At 40.2% G+C, this 25,657-nt stretch carries 20 protein-coding genes; 9 read left to right on the top strand and 11 right to left on the bottom strand.

Annotation, left to right across the window (positions count from 1 at the left end):
- Positions 1 to 84: 84 nt before the first annotated feature.
- Positions 85 to 618: a ribosome biogenesis factor YjgA gene (gene yjgA / locus H5088_RS15300; RefSeq protein ID WP_002959930.1), complete on the bottom strand. Its 534-nt coding sequence runs from the start codon at positions 616 to 618 to the stop codon at positions 85 to 87.
- Between the two features lie 144 nt (positions 619 to 762).
- Between yjgA and pmbA the strand changes: the two genes are divergently transcribed.
- From pmbA to H5088_RS15285, 3 genes are all read left to right on the top strand, one after another.
- Entirely contained in the window at positions 763 to 2,112 is a 1,350-nt protein-coding gene (pmbA, locus tag H5088_RS15295; RefSeq protein WP_165723708.1) for a metalloprotease PmbA, read from the top strand.
- A gap of 72 nt (positions 2,113 to 2,184) precedes the next feature.
- Positions 2,185 to 2,664: a DUF721 domain-containing protein gene (locus tag H5088_RS15290; protein WP_002959934.1), complete on the top strand. Its 480-nt coding sequence runs from the start codon at positions 2,185 to 2,187 to the stop codon at positions 2,662 to 2,664.
- Positions 2,665 to 3,086: 422 nt separating this feature from the next.
- Positions 3,087 to 5,162 carry a M13 family metallopeptidase gene (locus H5088_RS15285; RefSeq protein ID WP_182738443.1) on the top strand — a complete coding sequence of 692 codons (2,076 nt, stop codon included), beginning with the start codon at positions 3,087 to 3,089 and terminating at the stop codon, positions 5,160 to 5,162.
- Between the two features lie 36 nt (positions 5,163 to 5,198).
- Here the strand turns inward: H5088_RS15285 and H5088_RS15280 are convergent, their stop codons facing one another.
- From H5088_RS15280 to H5088_RS15265, 4 genes are all read right to left on the bottom strand, one after another.
- A complete protein-coding gene (locus H5088_RS15280) occupies positions 5,199 to 6,299 on the bottom strand; it encodes a phosphotransferase enzyme family protein (protein ID WP_182753546.1) in 1,101 nt (366 codons plus the stop codon).
- A gap of 22 nt (positions 6,300 to 6,321) precedes the next feature.
- Positions 6,322 to 6,720, bottom strand: a complete 399-nt coding sequence (mutT, locus tag H5088_RS15275) for an 8-oxo-dGTP diphosphatase MutT (RefSeq protein WP_007377262.1) — start codon at positions 6,718 to 6,720, stop codon at positions 6,322 to 6,324.
- A 68-nt stretch (positions 6,721 to 6,788) separates the two neighbouring features.
- Entirely contained in the window at positions 6,789 to 9,497 is a 2,709-nt protein-coding gene (gene secA, locus H5088_RS15270) for a preprotein translocase subunit SecA (RefSeq protein ID WP_182738447.1), read from the bottom strand.
- Positions 9,498 to 9,868: 371 nt separating this feature from the next.
- A complete protein-coding gene (locus H5088_RS15265; protein ID WP_182753543.1) occupies positions 9,869 to 11,896 on the bottom strand; it encodes a methyl-accepting chemotaxis protein in 2,028 nt (675 codons plus the stop codon).
- Positions 11,897 to 12,012: 116 nt separating this feature from the next.
- Here H5088_RS15265 and H5088_RS15260 point away from each other — a divergent pair, with 116 nt between their 5' ends.
- Positions 12,013 to 12,783, top strand: coding sequence for an NADP-binding protein (locus tag H5088_RS15260; RefSeq protein WP_182753541.1), 771 nt, complete (start codon positions 12,013 to 12,015; stop codon positions 12,781 to 12,783).
- Here the strand turns inward: H5088_RS15260 and hutH are convergent.
- The 3 genes from hutH to hutC all read right to left on the bottom strand — a co-directional run bounded on the left by hutH (position 12,780) and on the right by hutC (position 16,765).
- Positions 12,780 to 14,315: a histidine ammonia-lyase gene (gene hutH / locus H5088_RS15255; protein WP_182197460.1), complete on the bottom strand. Its 1,536-nt coding sequence runs from the start codon at positions 14,313 to 14,315 to the stop codon at positions 12,780 to 12,782. The genes H5088_RS15260 and hutH overlap by 4 nt on opposite strands.
- Before the next feature lie 2 nt (positions 14,316 to 14,317).
- Positions 14,318 to 15,991 carry a urocanate hydratase gene (hutU, locus tag H5088_RS15250; RefSeq protein ID WP_182753538.1) on the bottom strand — a complete coding sequence of 558 codons (1,674 nt, stop codon included), beginning with the start codon at positions 15,989 to 15,991 and terminating at the stop codon, positions 14,318 to 14,320.
- Between the two features lie 66 nt (positions 15,992 to 16,057).
- Entirely contained in the window at positions 16,058 to 16,765 is a 708-nt protein-coding gene (hutC, locus tag H5088_RS15245) for a histidine utilization repressor (protein ID WP_024596303.1), read from the bottom strand.
- Positions 16,766 to 16,884: 119 nt separating this feature from the next.
- On the opposite strand from hutC, the gene hutI reads away from it, so the two are divergent.
- The gene (gene hutI, locus H5088_RS15240; protein ID WP_182753536.1) at positions 16,885 to 18,132 is read left to right on the top strand and encodes an imidazolonepropionase; all 1,248 of its coding nucleotides are present in this window, start codon (positions 16,885 to 16,887) and stop codon (positions 18,130 to 18,132) included.
- 120 nt (positions 18,133 to 18,252) lie between these two features.
- The gene (locus H5088_RS15235) at positions 18,253 to 19,917 is read left to right on the top strand and encodes an EAL domain-containing protein (RefSeq protein ID WP_182753576.1); all 1,665 of its coding nucleotides are present in this window, start codon (positions 18,253 to 18,255) and stop codon (positions 19,915 to 19,917) included.
- Here the strand turns inward: H5088_RS15235 and H5088_RS15230 are convergent.
- Entirely contained in the window at positions 19,914 to 20,963 is a 1,050-nt protein-coding gene (locus tag H5088_RS15230) for a formimidoylglutamase (RefSeq protein ID WP_165723716.1), read from the bottom strand. The genes H5088_RS15235 and H5088_RS15230 overlap by 4 nt on opposite strands.
- Before the next feature lies 1 nt (position 20,964).
- Entirely contained in the window at positions 20,965 to 21,462 is a 498-nt protein-coding gene (gene rraA, locus H5088_RS15225) for a ribonuclease E activity regulator RraA (protein ID WP_002959955.1), read from the bottom strand.
- A 201-nt stretch (positions 21,463 to 21,663) separates the two neighbouring features.
- Here rraA and H5088_RS15220 point away from each other — a divergent pair, with 201 nt between their 5' ends.
- The 3 genes from H5088_RS15220 (at position 21,664) to H5088_RS15210 (ending at position 25,221) form a co-directional block, all read left to right on the top strand.
- Positions 21,664 to 22,203, top strand: coding sequence for a phosphatase PAP2 family protein (locus H5088_RS15220; RefSeq protein WP_024596307.1), 540 nt, complete (start codon positions 21,664 to 21,666; stop codon positions 22,201 to 22,203).
- Entirely contained in the window at positions 22,200 to 23,231 is a 1,032-nt protein-coding gene (locus H5088_RS15215; protein WP_002958362.1) for an MJ1255/VC2487 family glycosyltransferase, read from the top strand. The genes H5088_RS15220 and H5088_RS15215 overlap by 4 nt, the downstream gene beginning before the upstream one ends.
- Before the next feature lie 109 nt (positions 23,232 to 23,340).
- Positions 23,341 to 25,221 carry a methyl-accepting chemotaxis protein gene (locus H5088_RS15210; protein WP_182753534.1) on the top strand — a complete coding sequence of 627 codons (1,881 nt, stop codon included), beginning with the start codon at positions 23,341 to 23,343 and terminating at the stop codon, positions 25,219 to 25,221.
- Positions 25,222 to 25,250: 29 nt separating this feature from the next.
- Here H5088_RS15210 and H5088_RS15205 read toward each other — a convergent pair whose 3' ends face one another.
- On the bottom strand, positions 25,251 to 25,625 hold the full coding sequence (locus H5088_RS15205; protein WP_182733615.1) for a gamma-butyrobetaine hydroxylase-like domain-containing protein: 375 nt from the start codon (positions 25,623 to 25,625) through the stop codon (positions 25,251 to 25,253).
- Positions 25,626 to 25,657 lie beyond the last annotated feature (32 nt).

Raw genomic sequence — 25,657 nt, 5'->3', positions numbered from 1 at the left:
AAGTACTCAGGAAGGCGGTTTGATCTATAACAAAAAAGGTGCCGAAGCACCTTTTTTAATAAAATATAACTTAATACGACCTAATTAATACGTAATAGTATGAGCATCTTTAAGGTATTGAAATAATTCTTTATAACCTTTACCCGGCTTTTCAGCTTTCGCTTCTTTTGCCGCATTTCGAACCAATTGGCGCATTTGTTGACGATCAAGAGATGGAAACTGCTCAATAGTCTCATTGATAAGGTCATCACCTTGCTCAATTAAATCTGAACGTAATTGCTCAATTTTTTTGACCAATACTTCAGCTTGGTTATTTTTATTAAGCATCACATCGATAATCGCTTTAATATCATCAATGTTTTCTACAGTACGCAGTGTTTTAGCGATGTAATTTAAGTGGCGGCGATACGCGTCGCTTTTGTTACTTATTTTATCTGCAACAACCATCGCTTCTTTTAAATCGTCATTTAATGGCAGGCGTTCGCGCTGTTTTTTACCCATTTTGGCAATTTCAGTACCTAACTGATGAAACTCTTGCGCTTCGCGTTTAAGCTCCGTTCTTGATACATATTCAATTTCTTCTTCAATTTCAGCAGGCTTGCCTTTTTTCTTTGCCATGGGGTGCTCTTAAATAAAAATAACTTTTGCCATTATACATGAATATGATACTTAGGAATATTAGCTGATGTGATGCATTGAGTGTGTTAGCATTTAAATATAAGAAATGCGTGCATTATGCCTCTAAGGCTCAGGACTTAATTTATGAAAAGCCAACAAAACGATCCAATTTATTCTCAAATATCGCAAGTTAAAGATGCGGTAGCAGAAGTACTCGAACATGCTAAAAAATTAGGCGCTACAGCTGCAGAAGCTGCGATGTCTAGCACGTCTGGTTTATCGGTTAGTACACGAATGGGTGAAGTAGAAACCATTGAGTTCAACCAAGACGGCGGCTTAGGCATTAGTGTATATGTTGGTAATAATAAAGGCTCGGCGTCAACTGCTGACTTAAATCCAAAAACATTGCGCACGGTAGTCGAAAAAGCGATTGATATAGCCAAATTTACATCTGATGATCCATTTAACGGCGTTGCTGATAAAGAGTTACTTGAATTTAATCCTAAAGATTTAGATTTATATCATCCTTGGGATGTAAGTCCTGAGGAAGGCATTGAGCTTTGTCATGCTGCTGAGCAAGCTGCATTAAATGCGGACGAGCGTATTGTTAACTCTGATGGTGCGAGTTTTTCATCGCATCAGGGATTACGTGTTTATGGTAACAGCCACGGTTTAATTGCAGGTTTTCCGCGCACTCGTCATAGTATTAGTACTATGGTAATAGGTAAAGATGGCGAACACATGCAGCGCGACTCTGCTTATACAGTTGCTCGCGATCAGGCTGGTTTAAATGATGCTGCGGCAGTGGGTCTTGAAGCGGCAGCTGAAACCTTAGCTAAATTAAACAGCCAAAAGTTAGGCACAATGAAAGTGCCTGTTATTTTTAGAGCAGATATTGCAAATTCATTGTTTGGTCACTTGGTGTCGGCAATTGGTGGTGGCGCGCTTTATCGTAAATCAAGTTTTTTACTTGATAGCTTAGGCACTCAGGTATTTAGTAATTGTGTGAATATTGCTGAGCGCCCACATATTTTAAAAGGGTTGGCATCGTCACCGTTTGATAGCGAAGGTGTTAAAACATTCGATAGAGAAATAATTCAAGGCGGCGAGTTACAAACTTATTTATTAGCAAGTTATGCTGCGCGTAAAATGAACATGATGCCAACAGGGCATGCTGGCGGTATACATAACTGGCTCGTTGAGCAAACTCATAACGATTTAACTGCACTATTAAAAACCATGGGTACTGGCTTATTAGTTACAGAGCTAATGGGGCAGGGCGTAAATACCGTAACGGGTGACTACTCTCGTGGTGCTGCAGGTTTTTGGGTTGAGAATGGTGAAATTCAATATCCGGTAAGTGAAATTACTATTGCTGGTAATTTAAAAGACATGTTTAAAGGTATTTCCGCCATTGGTGGTGATATAGAACGCCGTGGTGGTATTCAAACTGGCTCAGTACTAATAGAGCAAATGCAAATAGCCGGCGCGTAGTATTAATACGCAGTGTATACTTAGACCCAGAGTATTATCTCTGGGTCTAAGTGAGTTTTTACGAGGTGTAAAATGGCTAAAGATAGATATGCACCAAAACCGCTAACCGATATTATGGCGGGGTTAAATAATCGTTTATCGGCTTATGCAGGCAAAAGCCAAGCACTTGATACACAGCAAACCTTATTAAAAGATTTTTTAGGCCCTAAATTGGGTGATAAATGCCGAGTTAGTAATTACCGAGACGGCACGCTAATGATAGAGGCTGTGTCTGCGCCTATCGCGCTTAGGCTTAATTATTTAAAAATGGATATGCTTTCACACTTTAGAGCAGCTGGAATGGCAGAGCTCGGGCAAATAAAAATAACTGCAAACCCTCAAGCAACTCAGCGATTAAGTACCGCTAATAAATCGGGCAGCCCTACAGTTACCAACTCACGTAAAATGAGTGAGCAAACCGCTAATTACTTAAATGCGATAGCGGCTTCTGCCCCCCCTTCATTAAAAGAAAAACTAGAGCGTTTAGCGCTCCACGGGAAGAATAAAAGTTAGCCTTAGCCACCCGCTATATTGTTATTGGTAGGGCTATTTTTGCAGCTCACCGCATTCAAAATACTTTGTTACATATTCCATTTTATTGTTGGTCTAATGAGGTTTATGATACTGCGTGGTGTGCTTTATTATTTAAAGCTCCCTTGATACCCATTCCATTAAGTAAAAGCGTACAGGCAGTGCTATTTTTACTCCTGCTATATTCAAGAATTTAATGGAGTTGGTATGTGATACCAACCTGCATAAATCTTTGATCAATTTAACGAATTAAATTGCACTATAACGTCGTTAAAAATTTTTTATTTAGAACAACTAGATACAAAAACTTTTGCCTAGTTCTAGCGTAATTTTCTTAACGTTAAATAGACCCCATACATAAGCAGATTGGTATGATTTAATTCTAACTAACAAACGGAATCATTATGAATAAAGTAACAATGGCCGCTGCGAGCATAGCGCTTGCACTTGGTCTAGTAGGTTGTGGTGAAAAACAACAAGAAGCTAAAGTAACCGACACTCCTGTAGTAACAGCACCCGCTGAAAAGCCACTAGAGCTTGGTATTGAACTAGCGAATATGGATAGTTCAGTACGCGCACAAGACGATTTTTATTATCATGTAAATGGACAGTGGTTAGCAAAAACTGAAATACCAGGTGATAAGTCTAACTACGGTTCTTTTTCGCAGCTATATGATGAGTCACAAAAAGCGATGAAAATTGCCCTTGAAAACGCAGCCGCGAATAAGGCCGCTAAAAAAGGCAGTGATGAGTATAAAATTGGCGCATTTTATAAAAGCTACATGAATCAATCTGCGCGTAATGAGCTAGGTATTACGCCATTACAACCGTCATTAGATACGATTGATAGCGTTAAATCTAAAGCTGACTTAGTGGGTTTAATGGCTAAAATTCAAAAACAAGGCGGTACTTTACCGTTTGGTTGGTTTGTAAATAACGATGCTAAAAACTCGAGCGAGTATGCATTGTATTTATCTCAGTCGGGTCTTGGTTTACCAGATCGTGATTATTACTTAAATGATGACGAAAAATTCACTAAAATTCGTGCTTCTTACGAGCAATACATCACAGATGTTTTAGCAAAATCAGGCGTTAAAAAAGCAGCAGAAGCTGCCAAGAGCGTACTTGCATTTGAAAAAACACTAGCTGATGCTCAGTGGAGCCGTGTGCAAAGCCGTGATGCAACTAAATCTTATAACAAGATGACAGTAGCAGACGCAAGCAAGTTGATGGGGGAGCTTGATTTAGCTGCATTCTTTAAAGATGCAGGTGTGAGTGCAAGTGATATTATTGTACGTCAACCAAGCTACTTAGAAGCACTTGCTACTATTTATAAAGATACTGATTTAGCGACGTGGAAAAACTACTTAAAATTTCATTTTGTAAGTGGTTATGCAGAGCTACTTAGCGAAGATTTAGTTAACCTTAACTTTGACTTTTACAGCACAACACTTCGTGGCGTAGAAGAACAAGCACCTCTTTGGAAGCAAGCGGTTGATGCATCTAACAGTGTACTTGGTGAAATTTTAGGTAAGGTATACGTTAAAGATAACTTCCCGCCAGAAGCTAAAGCACGCATGGAAGAGTTAGTTGATAACGTAATTAAAGGTTATGGCGTTGCTATCGAAAATCTTGAGTGGATGAGCCCTGAAACAAAGCTTGCAGCGAAAGAAAAATTAGACAAATTTACGCCTAAGATTGGTTACCCAGACACGTGGAAAGATTACTCAGAGCTAGAGATTAACTCAGACGAGCTAGTAGGTAATTACATTCGTTATAGCGAATGGGCATACGCAGATATGATTGCTAAATTGGGTAAACCTGTTGATCGCTCTGAGTGGCACATGACTCCGCAAACGGTAAATGCGTATTACAACCCAGTAAACAATGAAATTGTATTTCCAGCCGCTATATTACAACCACCATTCTTTAATTTAGAAGCGGATGATGCTGTAAACTACGGCGCAATTGGCGCGGTAATTGGGCATGAGCTTGGCCACGGTTTTGACGACCAAGGTGCTAAATACGACGGTGACGGTAACTTACGTAACTGGTGGAGTGAGACTGACCTTAAGCAATTTGAAGAGCGTACAGCGGCTTTAGTTGCACAGTATAACGAATATAAACCATTTGAAGATGCAAGTGTTAATGGTGAGCTAACGCTTGGCGAAAACATTGGTGACTTAGGTGGTTTAACCGTTGCGCATAAAGCGTATATGCTATCTTTAGGTGATAAAAAAGCACCCGTGATAGATGGTTACACAGGCGATCAACGCTTCTTTATGGGTTGGTCGCAAATCTGGCGTCGTAACTACCGCGATGAAGAGTTACGTAATCGTTTATTAACAGACCCTCATTCACCAAGCCACTACCGTGTAATCGGTATCTTGTCGAACATGCCTGAGTTTTACGAAGCGTTTGACGTAAAAGAAGGTGATAAAATGTATATCAAACCAGAAGATCGCGTAAAAATCTGGTAATTGCATTGCTATAAATAACAAAAAACCAGTAAGTTTTTAGCTTACTGGTTTTTTTGTATCTTGAATTTGTTTATCGACTAAGCACGCGTGCATCCATTCTTCGTTACTCAGTATGCTTTTATAAAGCGCGAGTTGGTTTTGTGCTCGCTCTAAATTATGCTCTGCATGAGATACTTTAAAGTACACATCGTTATTTAAGTAATCAGTTAAAAAGCGCACACTTAACATGAGCGGCATTATTTTAGCGCCTAATAATAAGCTTTCTTGCTCTAGTATACTCATGCTACTTTTTAATGGCGTTACATAGCCTTTAACAATGGCTGAAAATATATCTTTTCGAATAACAACGTTGTGTAAGTTTGTTGAATCCTCGGCTTCGGGGGAGCAAAATGTACGTACCATGTCGCCAAAGTCATAAAGCCAAAATCCTGCCATGCAGGTGTCTAAATCAATAACTGCTTTTGCTTTGTGAGTTGTATTACAAAACAGCATATTATTTATTTTTGTATCGTTATGACACACTCTAAGGGGTATGTGTTTAGCTACCTGACTAAGCTCAGTAATTAAATGCTGCTGCGTTAAGCAATATTCTATTTCGTCAGCGCAGTGCTTTACTCTATTAACTACGTTGTTAGTGATTGCGGTATTTAATTGCTCAAAGCGCATCGCTAAGTTATGAAAATCAGGGATTACAGTGTTTAGCTGTTGCGCATCAAAATCTTGTAATGCATGAGCAAATACGCCAAAGGCGTAAGCCGCTTGCTCGCTCTGCTGGGTATTTTTAACAACGTCTTCGCTGTAGCTATCGCTAATATAGTTAAGGACGCGATAATACGCATTATCAATTTTTATTAAGTGTTCGTCGTTTTGTGTAGTTATATGTTTGATTATTTCAAGCGGGTAATTATTTTGCAGTTGTTTAGCATTTAAATGCTGCTCAATTAGTTTTGCATTACTCACTAACTGAGCAGGGTTTTTAAATACCTCAGTATTTAGTTTTTGCACAATAAACTGTTTATCAATACTTGTAAGTAGCCATGTACTATTTATATGACCGCTACCAATCGCACTAACTTGAGTTAACTCAGGGGGCAGTGCTAACAGTTCGCTTAGCTTATTTTGTATTGAGATATTCATTGTGCTCACTTATGCCCTTTTTTTATGCGTATCGGGCAACTATTTTTTCGATAATTTCAGCATTCGCTTCAGGAAAATCATAATTTTCTAATTCAGTAATTGCTACCCATTCGCTAGGTTGCCCTTCAGCGCCATGTGCTTCACCGCTAAAGTTACTTACTACGTGTACATCTAATTTAACGCATTTATCGCCGTAGTCATGTTCAATCACCATCAATTGGCTAGAGCTGTGAATGGTTAGTCCAACTTCTTCAATAAGCTCGCGTTTAAGTGCAACAAACACACTTTCTCCAGCTTCAACTTTACCACCAGGAAATTCCCATAAACCGCCTTGATGTTGTTCATCTGCACGTTTACAAATGAATATAGCGTTATTTTTCTTAATAACACCAACAGCTACATGTACAATTTCTATAGTCATTACTTTAAAACTCCATAAAAAAAAGCGACGCTAGCGCCGCTTTTTAATAAGCTACTGACAATATTGGGTTACTTTAATTTACCGCAACACTGTTTGAATTTTTGACCTGATTTACAAGGACAAGGGTCATTACGACCTACTTTTGGTTCTGTACGAGCCATTACTGTCGCTGTTTCTGGCGCTTCGCCACCTACGTGCTCAGCTTCTTCATGTTGGTATTCGCGAGGAGCATTTTCACTTTTACGGTGTTGCTCTTCTACTTTTTCAACATCTTCTTCTGCGCGTACTTGTACTTTACTTAGAATGCTTACAACATCTACTTTCAAGTTTTCAAGCATTTCGGAGAACAGCTCAAACGATTCACGCTTGTACTCTTGCTTAGGATTCTTTTGCGCGTAACCACGTAAATGAATACCTTGGCGTAAATGATCCATTGCAGCAAGGTGATCTTTCCAATGCTGATCAAGACTCTGTAGCATAATCGCTTTTTCGAATTGACGTAAAACAGAATCGCCAACTTGCTCTTCTTTTTGCTTGTATGAATGCTCAACCGCCTGCTCAATACGCTCACGAAGCTTTTCTTCGTATAGTTTATTGTCATCTGCTAACCACTGAGTAATAGGTAACTCAATTAAGAAGTCTTGTTTTAAACGCTCTTCAAGGCCAGGAATATCCCACATTTCAGCAAGGCTTTGCGGTGCAATATACTGATCAATTGTATTGCTAAGTACGTCACCACGAATTGCAGTAATAGTTTCTGAAATATCGCCTTCTTCAAGTAGTTCGTTACGCTGAGAGTAAACAACACGACGTTGATCGTTTGCTACATCATCGTACTCAAGTAGTTGCTTACGAACGTCGAAGTTACGTGCCTCTACTTTACGCTGTGCATTTTCAATCGCACGGTTAACCCATGGATGTTCAATTGCTTCACCGCGTTGCATGCCGAGTTTACGCATCATGTTAGTCATACGCTCACCGGCAAATATACGCATTAGCGCATCGTCCATCGATAAGTAAAAACGGCTTGAACCAGCATCACCTTGACGACCAGAACGACCACGTAATTGGTTGTCTATACGACGAGATTCGTGACGTTCAGTACCTATGATATGTAAACCGCCGGCATCAATTACTGCATCATGGCGAATTTTCCAAGCTGCTTTAATTTCAGCAATTTGCTCAGCAGTTGGGTTCTCAAGTTTTTCAACTTCACTGTTCCAGTTACCACCTAACACGATATCGGTACCACGACCGGCCATGTTAGTTGCAATTGTTACTGTTCCTGGTAGGCCAGCATCTGAAACGATGTCAGCTTCTTGCGCATGAAATTTAGCATTAAGTACGTTGTGCTTAATTTTTTCTTTGCGTAAAAACTGCGATAAATACTCAGAGCTTTCAATTGAAATAGTACCAACAAGCACCGGTTGTCCACGGTCTTGGCAGTCTTTAATATCAATTAAAATAGCTTCGTATTTTTCTTCTTGCGTTAGGTAAACTAAATCGGCGCGATCATCACGAATCATCGGCTTATTAGTTGGCATAACAACAGTATCTAGGCCATAAATTGACTGAAACTCAAATGCTTCAGTATCGGCTGTACCAGTCATACCTGCTAACGTTTCGTATAAACGGAAGTAGTTTTGGAACGTAATAGAGGCAAGTGTTTGGTTCTCGTTTTGAATTTTTACACCTTCTTTTGCTTCAACAGCTTGGTGTAAACCTTCTGACCAACGACGACCTTCCATTGAACGACCCGTATGCTCATCGATAATAATTACTTCGTTTTCTTTTACAACGTAATCAACATCTTTTTGGTATAGCTTATGAGCACGAAGGGCGGCATAAACATGGCTTAGTAGCGTAATGCTTGCTGCTGAATAAAGCGAATCGCCTTCTTCAATTAAGCCGCGCTCAGTAAGTAGCTCTTCTACTTTAATTTGACCACGTTCTGTTAAATGAACTTGCTTAGATTTTTCATCGATAGTGTAATCGCCGTCACCTTCAATGCCTTCTTCGTCTTCTTTTTCTTGAAGCTCAAGTAAAGGGACGATGGTGTTTATTTCAGTGTATAGCTCAGAGCTATCCTCAGCTGGACCTGAAATAATAAGCGGGGTACGTGCTTCATCAATTAAGATTGAATCCACTTCATCGACTACAGCATAAAATAATGGACGTTGAACTCGTTCATCAATGCTAAAAGCCATGTTGTCACGAAGGTAGTCAAAACCAAATTCGTTATTAGTACCGTATGTAATGTCGGCAGTATAAGCGAGCTTCTTTTGCTGCGGCATCATACCTGGTACGTTACAGCCTACTGTAAGGCCTAAAAATTCAAATAACGCACGGTTGGTTTCAGCATCACGTTTAGCAAGGTAGTCATTCACGGTAATTACGTGAACACCTTTGCCTGTTAAGCCGTTTAGATAAGCTGGTAGAGTAGCTGTAAGTGTTTTACCTTCACCGGTACGCATTTCTGCAATGCGACCTTGATGTAAAACCATACCACCTAATAACTGCACGTCGAAATGACGCATGCCATTTACACGCTTTGACGCTTCACGTACCACAGCAAAAGCCTCTGGTAGAATGTCGTCAAGGCTTTGTCCGTTATCGTAACGTTCTCTAAACTCAGCTGTTTTAGCTCTTAAATCTTCATCAGAAAGCGCTTCAAGTTGCGTTTCTAGCGCATTGATTAGCGCGACCGTCTTTCTTAAGTTTTTAATAGTGCGGTCATTGCGACTACCAAAAAGCTTGGTAAATAAATTAGATATCATGATAAAACCGTTACAATGTATTCTTTGTCAGCCGAGTATCGGCTAACCCATTTTTAACAATTGGTAATTAATATGTGCTTTTAAGTAACACTTAGAACATATTAATTAGCAATTTTGTATTAAACCGTTCAAAAAGCACTGTTTATTACGTGCGCTACTATACCAGACTCTGCCAAACAACAAACTATCTCAATAAAAAGATCGGTGTATAAAATCGAAAAATTTGATCTGGTTCGTAAAAATCACTTTGTATTACTCAATTACAGTAAAAATAGCAGCGAACTGTAAAGATATGGTGCTAAATAAATTAAAAACAAGGGTTATAGTTGCGCTTAAGTTTTACGCTTAAACACAACTATTAAATACATGTTTTATAATTTAAATTGATTAACCGTTTTGTTAAGCGCCGCAGCTAAATCACTTAAGTCACGAGCTTCGTCAGCGAGGGTGTGCGCATGGTCAGCGGTACTGTTCACTAAGTTATTAATTGCCGAAAGGCTCGTATTAATATCTTCAGCAACAACAGTTTGCTCCTCGGTAGATGTGGCTATTTGATGACTTTGGTCTTGTACTTTAGTAACCGACTGCGCAATATTGTGAAGTGAGCTAAGCACTTCTTTAGTTTGAAGCACTGAGCCCTCGGTTTGATCTTGTCCTTGTTGCATCATTACTGAGGCTTGTTGAGCTATTTGCTGCAAGCGCGAAATCATATTTCGAATATCGTCTGTTGATTCTTGTGTGCGACTTGCTAGTGAACGTACTTCATCAGCAACAACGGCAAAGCCTCTACCGTGTTCACCGGCACGAGCAGCCTCTATGGCCGCATTAAGTGCAAGTAAGTTGGTTTGATCAGCAATGGAATTAATTACATCGACTAATGCACCAATGTTATTACTTTCTTGCTCAAGACCCGCAACCACTTTAGATGCTTCGCCAATATGTAATGCCAGTTCAGTCATTACTGTTTGCGCCTGTGTAGAACGGCTAGCTCCTTCAGCTGTAATTGCTTGTACTTCTTCAGCTGCGTTATTTGTGTGTTGTGCGTTACGTGATATTTCAAGCACAGTAGTCGCCATTTCAGTTACCGCTGCGCTCACGCTATCAACTTGCTGCTTCTCTTGCTGAATTTCAGAATTTGTTTTCTCAGAAACACTTCTTAGCTGGGCCGCTGCATTACTTAGTTGTTCTGCTTGCGCTGCGGTATCAAGCATCATGGCGTGCAACTTATCAATAAAAGTGTTCATATGGTTGGCCAGCTGTCCCACTTCATCTTGACTATTAATATCAATTTTTTGAGTAAGATCGCCTTCGCCCGATGCTATATCACGCATAATGTGCGTAAGCGTTGTAATGGGTTTTGAAATCATGTGGGTAGCCCATAAAATCATGGCCAATATAATGATTAAGATAATAATTACCGCTGTTGTTGTAGCGGTTACTGCAGCATTTACGGGCTCTTCAATCATAGTAGTTGGGATAAGTAGACCTACATACCAATCTATATAAGGCTGCTCTAGCTGCAAACGATGGTAAACCACATAAAACTGCTCACCTTTAAAAGTAACCATTTGGCTGCCTTCAAGGTTATTTCGCATTTGTGTATTTAACTCTTTAAAGCCTGCTGTATTTGTAAATTGTTGCTCAAGCGCATCGAGCCCTTCTTTACCGTTTGCACCTTCATCTGTAATTGAAAGTTTATGCCCAGTGGCCTTTGAAAAATGAACTACTTTTTGATTACCATCGAGTAAAAATCCATAACCTTGGCCGTTAAAGCGAATATTTTCGACCATGTCGTTAATTTTGTTTAATTGTAAATCAACACCGCCCATACCAATGAGTTTTCGCTGAGCGTTATAAACAGGTTGTTGTACTACTGCGGATGCTACGCCTGTGGTTAAATCAACAGAGATTGGACCTACGTAAAGCTTGTTAACTTGCATGGCTTCTTGCCACCACCCACGCTTGTAAGCGTAATAAGGCTGGTCGTTGTAGTGACTTGTACGCTCGTTTTCTTTAAAGTATTCACCGGTGGTTGCTGAGGCAAAAAAGGCCGATAAAATGTTTTCGTCATTTGAGCTTAAACGCACAAAGTCTTGGTTTACTTCGTTGTAACCTGGCGCGCTTTCGAGTGCTTGATCCCGTGTATCCCAATTTTCAAAAAAGTTGATTAAATGTGGGTTATTAACAAAGGTTGATACCATTTTACCGTACATCGCGAAGTAACTTTGCATTGAAAGTTGCTCGGTCTGTAGATAACTTTGTGCTTCGTTTTCTATGTTTTCTCTAGAGAGATTGGCAATGTGTTTAACAAAAAATGTTGAGGCGATAATTAGTAAAACGGTAATTGTTCCACCAATCAATAATAATATTTTCTTCCGTAATGATAAATTATTTAGCATGAGTACACATATTTTTATTATTTATGAAATTATATCTAATCATATCTTACTTAAAATCTCTATAAAGTTAGATAGAAAGAACTAATTATGCGTTTAAAATAAAGGCTTATACAAAAATGACAAATAAAAGTAATAAATTAGTAGTATTAGGAGCAGGCTGGTTAGGACATGCTTTATGCCTAAGTGCACAAAAAGCTGACTGGCAAGTACAAGGAACGCATAGAACAGATATACACGAGTTTGACTTTGAGCGTCAGTTTACACTTGAAGATGGACAATTAAGGCATCAAGTTGATTTACAAGATGCTTATTGGGTATGTGCTATTCCACCACGTAGCAGACACAGTGAAAGTAATTATCCTGAAACACTCACCGCAGCGCTTAAGCTTTCAAAGGAGCTAAACGCAAAGGGCTTTTTATTGTGCTCATCAACCGGGGTGTACGATCAAGAGCCTGGTGTATATAGCGAAAGTAGCGATATTTCATGCACAAACGAGCGCCAAATAAAGCTTTACGAAGCTGAAGAGCAAGTGCTTGAACAAGATGGCAAAATACTTCGTTTAGCTGGCTTACTAGGGCCTAATAGAGAACCGGGGCGTTTTGTGGCAGGTAAAGAGCTCAATACATCAAGTGAGCAAGTGGTAAATATGGCGCATCAACAAGATGTAATTAATGCTATTTTTGCGGTGATAGAGCACTGGCAAGTAGGGCAAAATATTTATAATGTGGTTAATCCTGCGCACCCCACAAAAGCTGAATACTACGCTATGAAGTGTCAGCAACATGGTGGTGAAATGCCAACGTTTACAGGAACTGATTCGGCTGAGCGAAAAATATTAGGCTCAGCCATTGAAGCCTTAGGGTTTAGCTATCAGCACGGTATTTAATATGCTGAAGGCAGGGGACTGCTCTCTATAAAGTCGCATAGCTTACCTTCACTTAGTAATGTATTAGCAGCTTCGATATCGGGAGCAAAGTAGCGGTCTTTATCATAATAACTTACATGCTCGCGTAACAATGCTTTAGCGCTTTGCACTTTATCTGATGGTTCAAGCGGCTTTCTAAATTCTAGCCCTTGAACCGATGCTAACCATTCTATTGCCAAAACACCTTGGGTATTATTGGCCATTTCATCTAAGCGCCTTGCTGCAAAGGTTGCCATAGAAACATGATCTTCTTGATTTGCAGATGTAGGCAAGCTATCAACCGAAGCCGGATGCGCTAATGATTTGTTTTCTGATGCAAGCGCTGCTGCGGTAACTTGGGCAATCATAAATCCAGAATTTACCCCGCCGTTTTCAACTAAAAATGGCGGTAATTTGGATAGGTTTGAATCGATAAGTAATGCAATTCGCCTTTCTGCTAATGCGCCAATTTCTGCAATTGCGATTGCTAAGTTGTCAGCGGCCATTGCAACGGGCTCTGCATGAAAGTTTCCTCCCGATATAATGTCGCCTACATCGGCAAAAACTAGCGGATTATCGGTTACACCGTTTGACTCGCATAGTAACACTTCTGCAGCTTGGCGTATCTGAGTTAGGCAAGCACCTAGCACTTGAGGCTGGCAGCGAAGGCAGTATGGATCTTGTACTTTTTCACAATTGACGTGGGAGTTACTAATCTGAGAGTGCGTATCGAGTAGCTCTCTAAATACTTGAGCGGTGTCTATTTGTCCGCGCTGTCCGCGAATTTCATGAATACGTGCATCAAATGGCGCGCGACTGCCCATTGCGGCTTCTATACTTATCGAGCCGATAACGCAGCTTTGTGCATATAGGTTCTCGCTTCTAAATAGGCCTTGTAGTGCAAACGCAGTCGACGCTTGTGTGCCATTTAATAATGCTAAGCCTTCTTTGGCTGCAAGGGTAAGGGGTTCAAGTCCCGCTATTTTTAACCCTTGTGCTGCGCTAATTATTTCTCCTTTATGTCGCATTTGACCTTCAGCTAATAAAGGTAGACACATATGCGCAAGAGGGGCTAAATCTCCCGATGCCCCCACGGAGCCTTTTTTAGGCACGCATGGATATACTTCGCTACTAAGCAGCTGCATAAAAAATTGGATCACTTGCAGGCGAATGCCCGAATAGCCACGTGAAAGCGAGTTTACTTTTAAGGTGATCATTAACCTTACTGTGCTGTCATCCATGTATTCGCCAATACCCGCAGCGTGTGAAAGCACAATGGAGCGCTGTAATAATTCAAGTTGGTCGTCGGCAATTTTAGTATTGGCTAATAATCCAAAGCCGGTGTTAATTCCATATACAGTGCGGTGTTCATTAATAACATTTTGAACGGTTTGCGCGCTGGCTGCTATTTGCGACTCGGCATGCTTTGCAAGGCTCAGCTTTACCGGTGAATTATTAATTTTTCTTAGTGTGTTTAAATCAAGTGATCCGGGTGTGAGAGTAAGTTCGAACATGATCATTCCTCGTTTAACATAGGTAGGTCTAAATTTTGTTCTTTAGCGCAGTTTTTTGCTATGTCGTATCCGGCATCAGCATGGCGCATTACACCTGTTGCAGGGTCGTTCCACAGTACGCGAGCAATACGCTCTTTAGCTTCATCAGTACCATCGGCAACAATAACTACACCAGAGTGCTGACTAAATCCCATTCCTACACCGCCACCATGATGAAGCGACACCCAAGTAGCGCCACTTGCGGTATTAAGCAGTGCGTTGAGTAATGGCCAATCTGATACTGCATCTGAGCCATCTTTCATGCTCTCTGTTTCGCGGTTAGGGCTGGCAACTGAGCCAGAGTCGAGGTGATCGCGACCAATAACTATAGGGGCTTTAAGTTCGCCATTTTTAACCATTTCATTAAAGGCCAGTGCAAGGCGTGCTCTATCTTTTAGGCCAACCCAGCAAATGCGTGCAGGTAAACCTTGGAATTGTATGCGTTCCCGCGCCATATCAAGCCAGTTATGTAAATGTGCATCATCAGGAATAAGCTCTTTTACTTTAGCGTCGGTTTTATATATATCTTCAGGGTCGCCTGATAATGCTACCCATCTAAATGGTCCAATACCTTCACAAAATAAAGGGCGAATATAGGCAGGCACAAATCCAGGAAAATCAAACGCGTTGGTAACACCCTCATCAAACGCCATTTGACGAATATTATTACCGTAATCAGTAGTGGCGGCACCGGCTTTTTGTAGTGCCAGCATAGCTTTAACTTGGACTGCCATTGATTGTTTAGCGGCTTTTACTACGGCTTTTGGATCTTGCTCACGCATTTTTGCTGCGTACTCCATTGTCCAGCCTTGTGGTAAGTAACCATTTAATGGATCGTGAGCTGATGTTTGATCTGTGACTACATCAGGGGTAATGCCTGTTTTAACCAGTGTACTAAATACATCGGCAGCGTTACCTAGTAAACCCACTGAGAGGGCTTTACCTTTAACACATGCATTGGTTACTAATTGCAGTGCGTGTTCAAGACTTGTTGCTTTTACATCAACGTAGCCTGTTTTTATACGAAAATCGATACGGCTTTCATCACATTCAACAACCAGTGCACTAAACCCAGCCATTGTAGCTGCAAGTGGTTGCGCACCGCCCATACCACCAAGACCACCTGTTAATACCCATTTACCACTAGCGCTACCTGCAAAATGTTGCTTTGCCATAGCTACAAAGGTTTCGTAAGTCCCTTGTACTATGCCTTGCGAGCCAATATAGATCCAAGAACCCGCCGTCATTTGCCCGTACATCATCAAGCCTTTTTTATCGAGCTCGTTAAAGTGCTCCCAATTTGCCCAGTGTGGAACAAGATTTGAGTTAGCAATAAGCACGCGAGGAGCATTACAGTGGGTTTTAAATACACCAACGGGTTTTCCTGATTGTACAAGCAGGGTTTCGTCGCTTTCGAGCCTATCGAGGGTTTCTATAATTTTGTCATAACTTGGCCAATCACGAGCTGCTCGGCCAATACCACCATATACAACAAGTGCATGAGGATGCTCTGCAACTTCAGGGTCTAAGTTATTCATTAGCATGCGCTTAGCAGCTTCTGTTTGCCAGCTTTTAGCACTTATTTTATCTCCATGAGGTGCACGTATTACGCGACTTGTGTCGAGTCGGTTGTTCATGTTTTGCTCCTGTTGTATATACAAGGTGATTTGTTATAAAAAAAGCGCAGTAAGCGCTATTGTTTGTTATTTTTTAAATGTTAAGTGGCCGCCTAAGCGATATTTACTGCCAGGTGATACAAGGCGCGCAAAGCTTACAATGCCTTTAACAGACCAGGTGCGTCGGATCACTTGTAAGCATGGCTCTTCATTATATAAATTTAACCATTGGCACATTTCGCTGTTTGGCATAATGGCCTCTACTGTATGCCTTGCTTGGGTAAGTGGGGCAACACTAGATAGATATTCATGTGGTGTAAGAGTGCTGAAGTCTTGTTGTAAGTAGCCAGTCGCAAGGGCAGGATTTACAAAACGCTCTTCTAGCTGCAAAGGGCTGTCATTTTCGTTATGCACAAGTACACTTCGATATACAACACTGTCAACCTCAACACCAAGTGCAATGGCAATAGGTGCTACTGCATTTATTGATTCGAGTATGAGTACACTACAGGTGTAGTTGCCGTTACGCTCTTTTACTTCATCAGCAATATTTTTTATTTCAAGTAACGATGACTGCGATTTAAATGTAGCTACAAATGTACCTAACCCTTGGCTGCGGGTTAAAATACCTGCCTCGGTTAATTCGCTTAGTGCTCTGCGGGCTGTCATCCTGCTTACACTAAATTGACTACTTAGTTCGTTTTCAGAGGGAACACGTTGGTTTTCTTGCCACGTACCGCTGCGTATTTTATCAACAATGAATTGTTTTATTTGCGCAAATTTAGGTGTCGTCATTAAATTTATGGTTACATTAAAAATAAACTATATAAATAAGATGACACAATTATCTTGTATATACAAGATGGGTTGTTAGACTATATTTTCATCACTCTGGGCGTAAAAAGGGCTAAAAAATGCAAAGCACAACACAAAATTATGAGTTAGAAGAAATCGACTTACTTTTAACTGATGCCAATATTGCCACTATGGATAGCAATATAAATGCCCCTTATGGCGCAATTGAAAATGCTGCTATAGCCATTAAAAATGGTAAAATTGCGTGGATTGGAGAGCAATCAACATTGCCTAGTTTTGATGTGTTTGCAACGCCGACATTGAGTGTAAAGGGACAATGGTTAACGCCGGGCCTAATAGACTGTCATACGCACTTAGTATTTGCAGGTTCAAGATCGCAAGAGTTTGAACAGCGCTTGCAGGGTGTAAGTTATGAGCAAATCGCAGCACAAGGCGGTGGCATAGCAAGTACGGTTAAAGCCACAAGAGCAGCCGACCGTGAACAATTGTTTGTAGATGCAAAAGATCGCTTAAATACGTTGTTAAAAGAAGGTGTAACCACCGTTGAAATAAAGTCTGGTTATGGGCTAGATACTGAAAACGAGATAAAAATATTAGAAGTCGCTCGTTTATTAGGTGAACATCACCCTATTGATATTAAAACTACTTTTTTAGGGGCGCATGCTCTACCGCCTGAATACAAAGGCCGTGCTGATGAATATATTGATTTAGTGTGTACTGACATGCTTGATCAGGTAGTGGCTAATAATCTTGCTGATGCAGTCGATGTATTTTGTGAAAATGTTGGGTTTAGTTATTCGCAAACCAAACGTGTTTTCCAGGCGGCTAAAAAGCATAACCTCCCAGTAAAATGCCATGCTGAGCAGCTATCTAATCAACAGGGTGCTAAGCTGGTGGCGCAGTTTAATGGCCTTTCGGCGGATCATATTGAGCATCTAGATGAAGAGGGTGTAAAAGCCATGGCAGACGCTGGGACGGTAGCGGTGTTATTGCCAGGTGCATTTTATTTTTTAAGAGAAACTAAATTCCCACCTATTGAGATACTTAATCAATATAAAGTACCGATAGCTATTGCGAGTGATTTTAACCCAGGTACTTCACCGCTATGCTCAGTGCACTTGATGATGAACATGGCATGCACATTGTTTAGATTAACACCTGAGCAAGCATTAGCTGGTGTTACTCGAAATGCAGCTAAAGCACTAGGGTTAGACGACCGTGGTATTTTAAAGGTTGGCGCAAGAGCTGATATTGCGCATTGGCAAATAAGTCATCCATCACAATTAAGTTACCAATTTGGCGTAAATAAACTGTTAAATTTATGGATTTTGGGTAGAATTAATTAGTTTGTATTATTTTTACCCACATATAACTTGGTTTAAACTTTTTTAGCGAATACGGATGCCGTTAATTTGAACATACTAACCGACAGTAATTTCCCAATATTTTTTAGTGGTGCACTATTAATGGCGATGATCGCCACTTTATTTGCTGTTAAAAATACCAGTATTAAATTTAGTTATTTATGCACAGCTGCTGTTGGTTTAGCTATTTTAAGCAGCGGTGCGGCTTGGCTTGCTATTTTACTAGCCTTTGGGTTTTGTTTTCACTTATGGCAAGCATTTGAGCGAAATAATTGGAGCATGATAATTACCAGCTCAATGGCTGGTCTTTTATTTGTTGTTCTATTTTCAGCTCATTTATTATTGGAAGTTCCGCTATTTTGGGTTGTGTTAGCAATATTATTATTAGCTATTGTTGGCTTTTTAAATGATGAAAGTGCTGAAATAGAAGTCGTTATAGAGCCAGAACCTGAAGGTGATGCATTTATTGAAGAGTCTCCGCTTTCAGTTTTTGCAGATAGAAAACAGTTACGCCAAGGTTACTATACATGGTGCGACAACAAACAAATAAGCGCAGCGTTAATCGTTATTCGCCTTGAAGGCTTTGAGCAAGTTAACCAGCATATTGGACGCGACTTTGGCGATATACTGTTAGCGCAATCGGCTAATCGAATAAAAGAGCTACTTTCAAGTGACGAAATAGTGACTTTAACTGGACAAGAAAAGCTAGCCCACTTAGGGGGTCTTAACTTTGCATTTATTTGTAGTTTCGCGAATCAAAAACACTTACATGAATTAGTTATTGACCAAATACTGGGTGCAACGCTTAAGCCATTTAATGTTGCTAACTGCACTGTAGAAGTAAAAGCGAGAGCGAGTTATGTTGATTGTAATGAGCAAGATAACAACTTTGATAATTTAATATCGTACGCATATCTGGCACTCGATAGCCACCCAGATCGCAAGGTTGTGCCTTATCATCAACAAATGATGATTGAATTGCGAGAGCAACAAGCGCGACTAAAGGAATTAGCAAATATTGATTTTTCGAGCGAGTTAGAGCTTTATTTTCAGCCTATTATTTGTAACGAAAACGGTCAAATTGAGTTTTTAGAATTACTACTGCGTTGGCAGCACCCTAAGCAAGGGATTTTATCCGCTAACAGGTTTATCGACGACATTAGAATTGCAGGGCTTGGTTATCCACTCGCTAAATTTGTAATAGAGAGAGCTGCTGAGCTTGCAATGGCGCTTAGAATAGAAGGTATTTCTATACCGCTTAGCATTAACGTATTTGGTCCTGAAATGCTTAACGAAGAGTTTATTGAATTTGTTGATGTTGTTTTAAGTGAGCATCACTTGGAAGCTGGCGATTTAATTGTTGAATGCCCTTTGCATATTTTTGCGGGACTAGATGATAAAGGCAGAGGCATGATCGCAAGGCTTAATAACATAGGCTTAAAAGTATGTGTTGATGGACTTGGTGATAACCCGGTACTGCTTTCTAAGTTACCAAGCTTAGCGGTAGAGTATATTAAGGTTTCACCTTCACTCACTTCTGACTTTAGTAATCAAAATAATATACGCAGTTTAGTTAGCGGAATGGTTGAAATGCATAACCAACAAAAAACAAAAGTGATTTTTGAAGGGGTAGAAACACTTGAGCAACTTAAGTTTGTAAAAAGCTTAAAAGGTTATGCTGCCCAAGGTTATTACTTTGGTCACCCGCTAAGTAGTATTGGTTTAATGAGCTGGCTAAAAGAGTGGCGATTAGTTCAACAGCGCTAAGTGTTTTCTTTGGCTTGTAGATAGCTATTCACAAGTGCACTGATCACTTGTCCTACATGGGCAGCACCGGCCTCAACTCCGTTAGGGTGCTGGCTAGGCGCTGCTTCACATAAATGTAAGTACTTAGAGTCGCGATGGTTTGCTGCTAAATGCACAAAGTGCTCAGTGTCATTCACACTAAATCCGCAACATGTGTACGCACTCACCGGCATGTAAGTAATACTATCTAAATCAACTTCAATACCCAGTGGTAAATCGTTAAAATTACTTAATGCGTTTTCAATTGCCTGCGTGAGTGTAGTTTTTCGCTTAACTTGTATTGATTGATAGCTATCAAACGTAAAGTTAGCTTCACTCATTGCATCTATAATTGCTTGATTGTTTTTTATCTCATGTAAGCCAATAACGTGGTAATTACTTAGATGTTGCTCGTTATAAGCGTAGCGAAAGCCATTGCCGCTATGGCGACCTTCACATTCTCTAAAGTCGGCATGAGGGTCAAAGTTGATAGCATTAATAGGTGTATTTTTTGACTTACTCAGGGCACGGATAATTCCCAAGCAATTGTTATGACCTCCGCCAATAACGATTGGCTCAAGCCCCGCTTTAAAAATAAGGCTCAATACCGACTCTACGCGTTCATCAAGCTGTTGGCATAAATCTCGTAATTGAGTTAACTGCTGGCCTTGCTGATTATTAAGCTGGTTGCTTTGCGCCATTAAATCATCAGTATTAACTTCACCCAATAAAAGCACTTTTTGAGTGGCAATAAATTGATTGTGAGGTTGGTTTAAAAAGCGTTTTAAAAAAGCCGGCCATGCTTCGTTTGCACCGCCATTTCCTAAGTTTGCTTTTGGGCCGATATCTTCGCAAATACCCAGAAGTACATAGCGGATACCAAATTGAGCAGCGTCAACAAGTGCTTGTTGCAGGTTTACTTGGGTGTCGAGCAAGGCCATTGATTGCCATGCTTTTTTCTCATTTGCGCGGGTAGAGCAAAGTGTTCTAACCGCGCTTTCATCATATACTTTTAAATGGGAAGTCACGTTATACTTCTACAACTTCCAACTCTAATTCTTCTGCAGATAAAACAATGCCTGTGCTATCAGCATAAATAAAGTCGTCATCAAAAAATGATACCCCAGCAAAGTTAACGCCTATAGCATCTTCACCAGCACCTTCGCTGTCGGCTGCAACAGGGATTGAAGCAATTGCTTGAATGCCTAAATCAAGCTCTTCAAGCTCATCAACGTGGCGTACTGCGCCGTAAACAACAATACCATTCCAGTTGTTTTCAAGTGCTAGCTCAGCCAGTTCAATGTCGATTAGTGCGCGACGAGTTGAGCCGCCACCATCAATAAGAAGTACTAGGTCTGTACCATCTTGAGAAAGTAATTCGCGGATGAGTTCATTATTTTCAAAACATTTAACCGTTTTAATGCGGCCACCAAAGCTGTGTCGACCACCAAAGTTGATGAACATAGGCTCTAGCACGTCAACCACGTCAGCAAAGTGGTCGCATAAATCAGAAGTGCTGTAATCCATTATTTTATCCTCAAAAGGTACATTAATTTATATCTCAGTATACCCTCCTTATAAGCAATAACAACGACTTAATCGCAGTAAATTTAGGCAAAACAAGCGCTAAATCATTAATCGCAATAATAGTGTATTAAAAGCGTCACTCAATTGTTATTTACAACACATAAGCTAAATCGGTGTTCATATGTTATGCGATGAGGGATGGTGATGAATAATAATATGCTTAAAAAGGTAACTCAGATAGATGAGCAATTATTTTTAACTTTGTTTAATTGCAATTCACCGAGGTGGTTTAAAACAATGGCCTTTGGTTTGTCTAAAAGCGGTGATGGTGGGCTTTATATATTAATATGCTTAGCAGTGTGGTGGCTTAGTAATAATGAGCAGCACCAATTATTGCCTGTCACTATATTAATTGGTTTTGCTATAGAAAGACCTATTTACCTACTAGCTAAAAATAGATTTGCTCGGATCCGTCCATGCGACTGCTTAGTAACAAATGCCTATATAGTACCAAGCGATAAATTTAGTTTACCATCGGGTCACAGTGCCGCTGCTTTTTTAGTGGCAATTATATTAAGCCATTTTTTCCCAGAATATGCATTACTACTATTTAGTTGGGCTACCGGCGTTGCTATGTCTCGTGTGGTATTGGGTGTGCACTTTCCTGCTGATATTATAATAGGCGCAACGATTGGTAGTTTTTGTGGTTTATTTGCGTTAGCACTCGTGGTGCCTGCATGAAAATATTGTATGGAGTACAAGGTACCGGTAATGGTCATATAACGCGCGCTCGGGTTATGGCAAGCTGCTTTAATAAGCTCGGTATTGATGTTGATTATGTGTTTTCAGGGCGCGCAAATAAAGATTACTTTGATATGCACGAATTCTCAGATTATAAAGCGTATCGTGGTTTGTCGTTTAGCACTGAAAATGGGCAAGTTAAAAATTTAAAAACACTTAAAAACATGCGAATTTGTAAGTTGGTGAGTGATATAAAATCGCTTGAGATAAAACAGTACGATTTTGTACTTAACGACTTTGAGCCTGTTACAGCATGGGCTGCAAAACGGGCAGGTATACCCGTTATTGGCATTAGTCACCAAGCAGCATTTTTGTCAGATAACGTACCTATGTTTGGTCGTGGCGTACTGAGAAAATCACTTATCAAGCATTATGCACCCGCGACTACCTACTTAGGCGTGCACTGGCAACCATTTGCAAATAATATAATACCGCCTTTTATTGCTCATCATAATCACGACAACCCTGTAGCAGTAATGAACAAGGTATTGGTATATTTACCTTTCGAAAACTTAGATAGCGTTGTTGATTATTTAAAAGACTTTCCCGAAAAAGAATTTTATTGCTATCACCCAAATGCCAGCAATCAGTCTTTTGGACATATACATTTACGAGCCCCTTCACGTTCTGGCTTTTTAAACGACTTAGCAAACACAAGTGGCGTTATTGGTAATGCGGGATTTGAGCTTGCCAGTGAAGCGCTTAAGTTAGGTAAAAAGTTACTATTAAAGCCTTTAGATGGTCAGTTTGAGCAAGCAGCAAATGCACAAACTTTATTTGCCATGGGCATGGCGCATGTTATGAACTATTTAAACCCACAAGCCCTTGATGATTGGAATAGCGCGCCGCAAAACAAGCAAATAAATTACCCCAGCGATCCCGCGCCTTTAATTGATTGGTTGGTTAAACAACAATGGAATAACACACAATCGTTACATAAAGGTTTGTGGGATAGTGTCGCCTTATAGCCATCACATTTAAACTGTTTAGAATTACCAATAATAAAAAGTTAAATTAATTAGTCGCTGTTGATCTATTAGCTATAATACAAATGCATATTTAAAAAAGGCGTTAGCGATGAATTTTTTACAAAACTTAACAATTAAACGACGTTTACAACTAAACGCAGTCGTTGTTGGTTTAGCAATGGTGGTCCTTTTATGCGTGATTATTTTTGAATCACGTACAACCTTGAGCTTAAACAAGACTATTCAATTAGCAGAAGAGCTCAACGTACATGCATTAGCATTGCGTAAACATGAAAAAAACTTTTTGTTTTATAAACAAGAAGACGCGTTAACTGCATTTGAAACGGATTTTGAGCAGTTAAGTGATAAAGTAAAAAAGTTACAACAGTTAATGGCTAACCAAAGTATCGCACAGGAGCAGGTCCAGCGCTTTGAGCAACTAATAAATAGCTATAATAATGATTTTGAAACTGTTGTTAAGCTTCAAAAAGAGATTGGTTTAACCCCGACCGACGGGTTATATGGCAAGCTTAGAAGCTCGGTTCATGAAGTTGAGCAACTATTAAAAGAGCAGCAAAATTACCAGCTGCTGTCGTCAATGCTGCAACTAAGACGCTCAGAAAAAGATTTCATGCTGAGATTTGATATTAAGTACCTAGGGCGTTTTAATGAGGGAATTAATACATTTAAGCAGCAGGTAGCTGCAGCACAGCTGCCAAGCGACTATAAAGCACAAATTAATCCTTTGATTGATATATACCAAAGCGAATTTCAAACACTTGTGCAGGCGCAAACTAAGCTAGGGCTAGATCTTGAGTCAGGCGCACTTGGAGTAATGCGTGACAGTGTAGATAAAAGCGACGCCATTGTTTCTAAAATCGTTAAAGACACTAAGTTACAAGTAGAGCAAAGTGTAGAGCAGGCTCAATTTTTAGCTATTTTGGTATTTGTGATTGCAGGTGTGATTGTATTAGCACTCGTTTATTTTACAAGCCACTCCATTATTGTACCTATTGAGCGGGTTTATCACACCATTAACGATATTCGTCGTAATAATGATTTGAGCGTGATGATAGAGCAAACTGGTAAAGACGAAATTACCACCATGACGGTCGACTTTAATAGCTTAATAGGCGATTTTAAGAACTTAATTAACGAAGTTAATGGTGCTTTAAACACGCTTAATGTAGCAACAGAGCATTTATCACAAAGTACCGCAGCAACAAGCTCTGGTATGCAAGAGCAACTACATGAAGCCGACATGGTTGCAACGGCAGCCACCGAAATGCAGGCGACGATTCAGGATATTTCACAGAATACTGAGGCGGCTGCGAAAAAAGCAGAGTCAACAAATTTAAGTGCACAACAAGGGCGTAGTGAAGTAGATTCTACCGTTAAGCACATTAGGGCCCTATCTGATTCGCTGGGGAATGCATCAAATGTAGTGTCGCAACTTGAAAAAGATGGTGAAACAATTGGTTCAGTGCTTGATGTAATTCGAGGGATTGCAGATCAAACAAATTTACTTGCACTTAATGCGGCAATAGAAGCGGCCCGTGCTGGTGAGTATGGTCGTGGTTTTGCTGTTGTTGCAGATGAGGTTCGTTCATTAGCAAAGCGTACTCAAGAGTCTACAAGTGAGATTGAAGGTATTATAAGTACCTTACAGCAGCGTACTCAAGAAGTGGTGAGTATTATGCACAAATGTCGCTCTCAAGGTGATGAAAGTGCCTCGCAAGCAATTAAAGCAGGTGAGCTATTAGGCGCAATTACTGAAGATGTACAAACAATAATGGAAATGAGCTCTCAAATAGCGGTTGCTATTGATGAGCAAAGCCAAGTGGCATCAGAGGTTAATAAAAATGTAGTAAGAATTCGCGATATTGCACAAGACGCAACTGAACATGCCGCTAACAATGCGCAAACAAGTGAAGAGGTCTCTGAGCAGGCTCGCGTTCTGTTCACTGCAATTGATAAATTTAAGGTTTAATAACGCTTAATAGAACGGGCCTATAAAGTTTAAGGAACAAATTTTATAGGCACGCTATCTTTACTTTTTTCGTGTTCAGTTACCCGCGCTAAATATTCACTCCACAATATATCTTGTTGCTGTTGTAGTTTTTCAAAGTAGCGCCAGCTAAATAGTCCGCTGTTATGGCCATCGTCAAAATCTAGACGAAGTGCGTAATGCCCAACAGGTACAATACTTTTTATTCCTACAGCTTGCTTATTAAGTACTAGCTTCATTGGGCCAGAGCCATGGCCCTGCACTTCAGCTGAAGGGGAGTGTACACGTAAAAACTCACAGCTAAATACAGCTTTACTGTCATCATCAAAGTAAACATCTAGATTTTTACTCACACTGTGGTAATGCACTTTTGTTACGTGTTTCATTTAATATATCCCATTAAAAAGCCCCCAATTTG

Source organism: Pseudoalteromonas sp. SR43-3, assembly GCF_014163875.1.
Classification (GTDB): Bacteria; Pseudomonadota; Gammaproteobacteria; order Enterobacterales; family Alteromonadaceae; genus Pseudoalteromonas; species Pseudoalteromonas distincta.
This window is presented reverse-complemented; position numbering and strand designations above follow the sequence as displayed.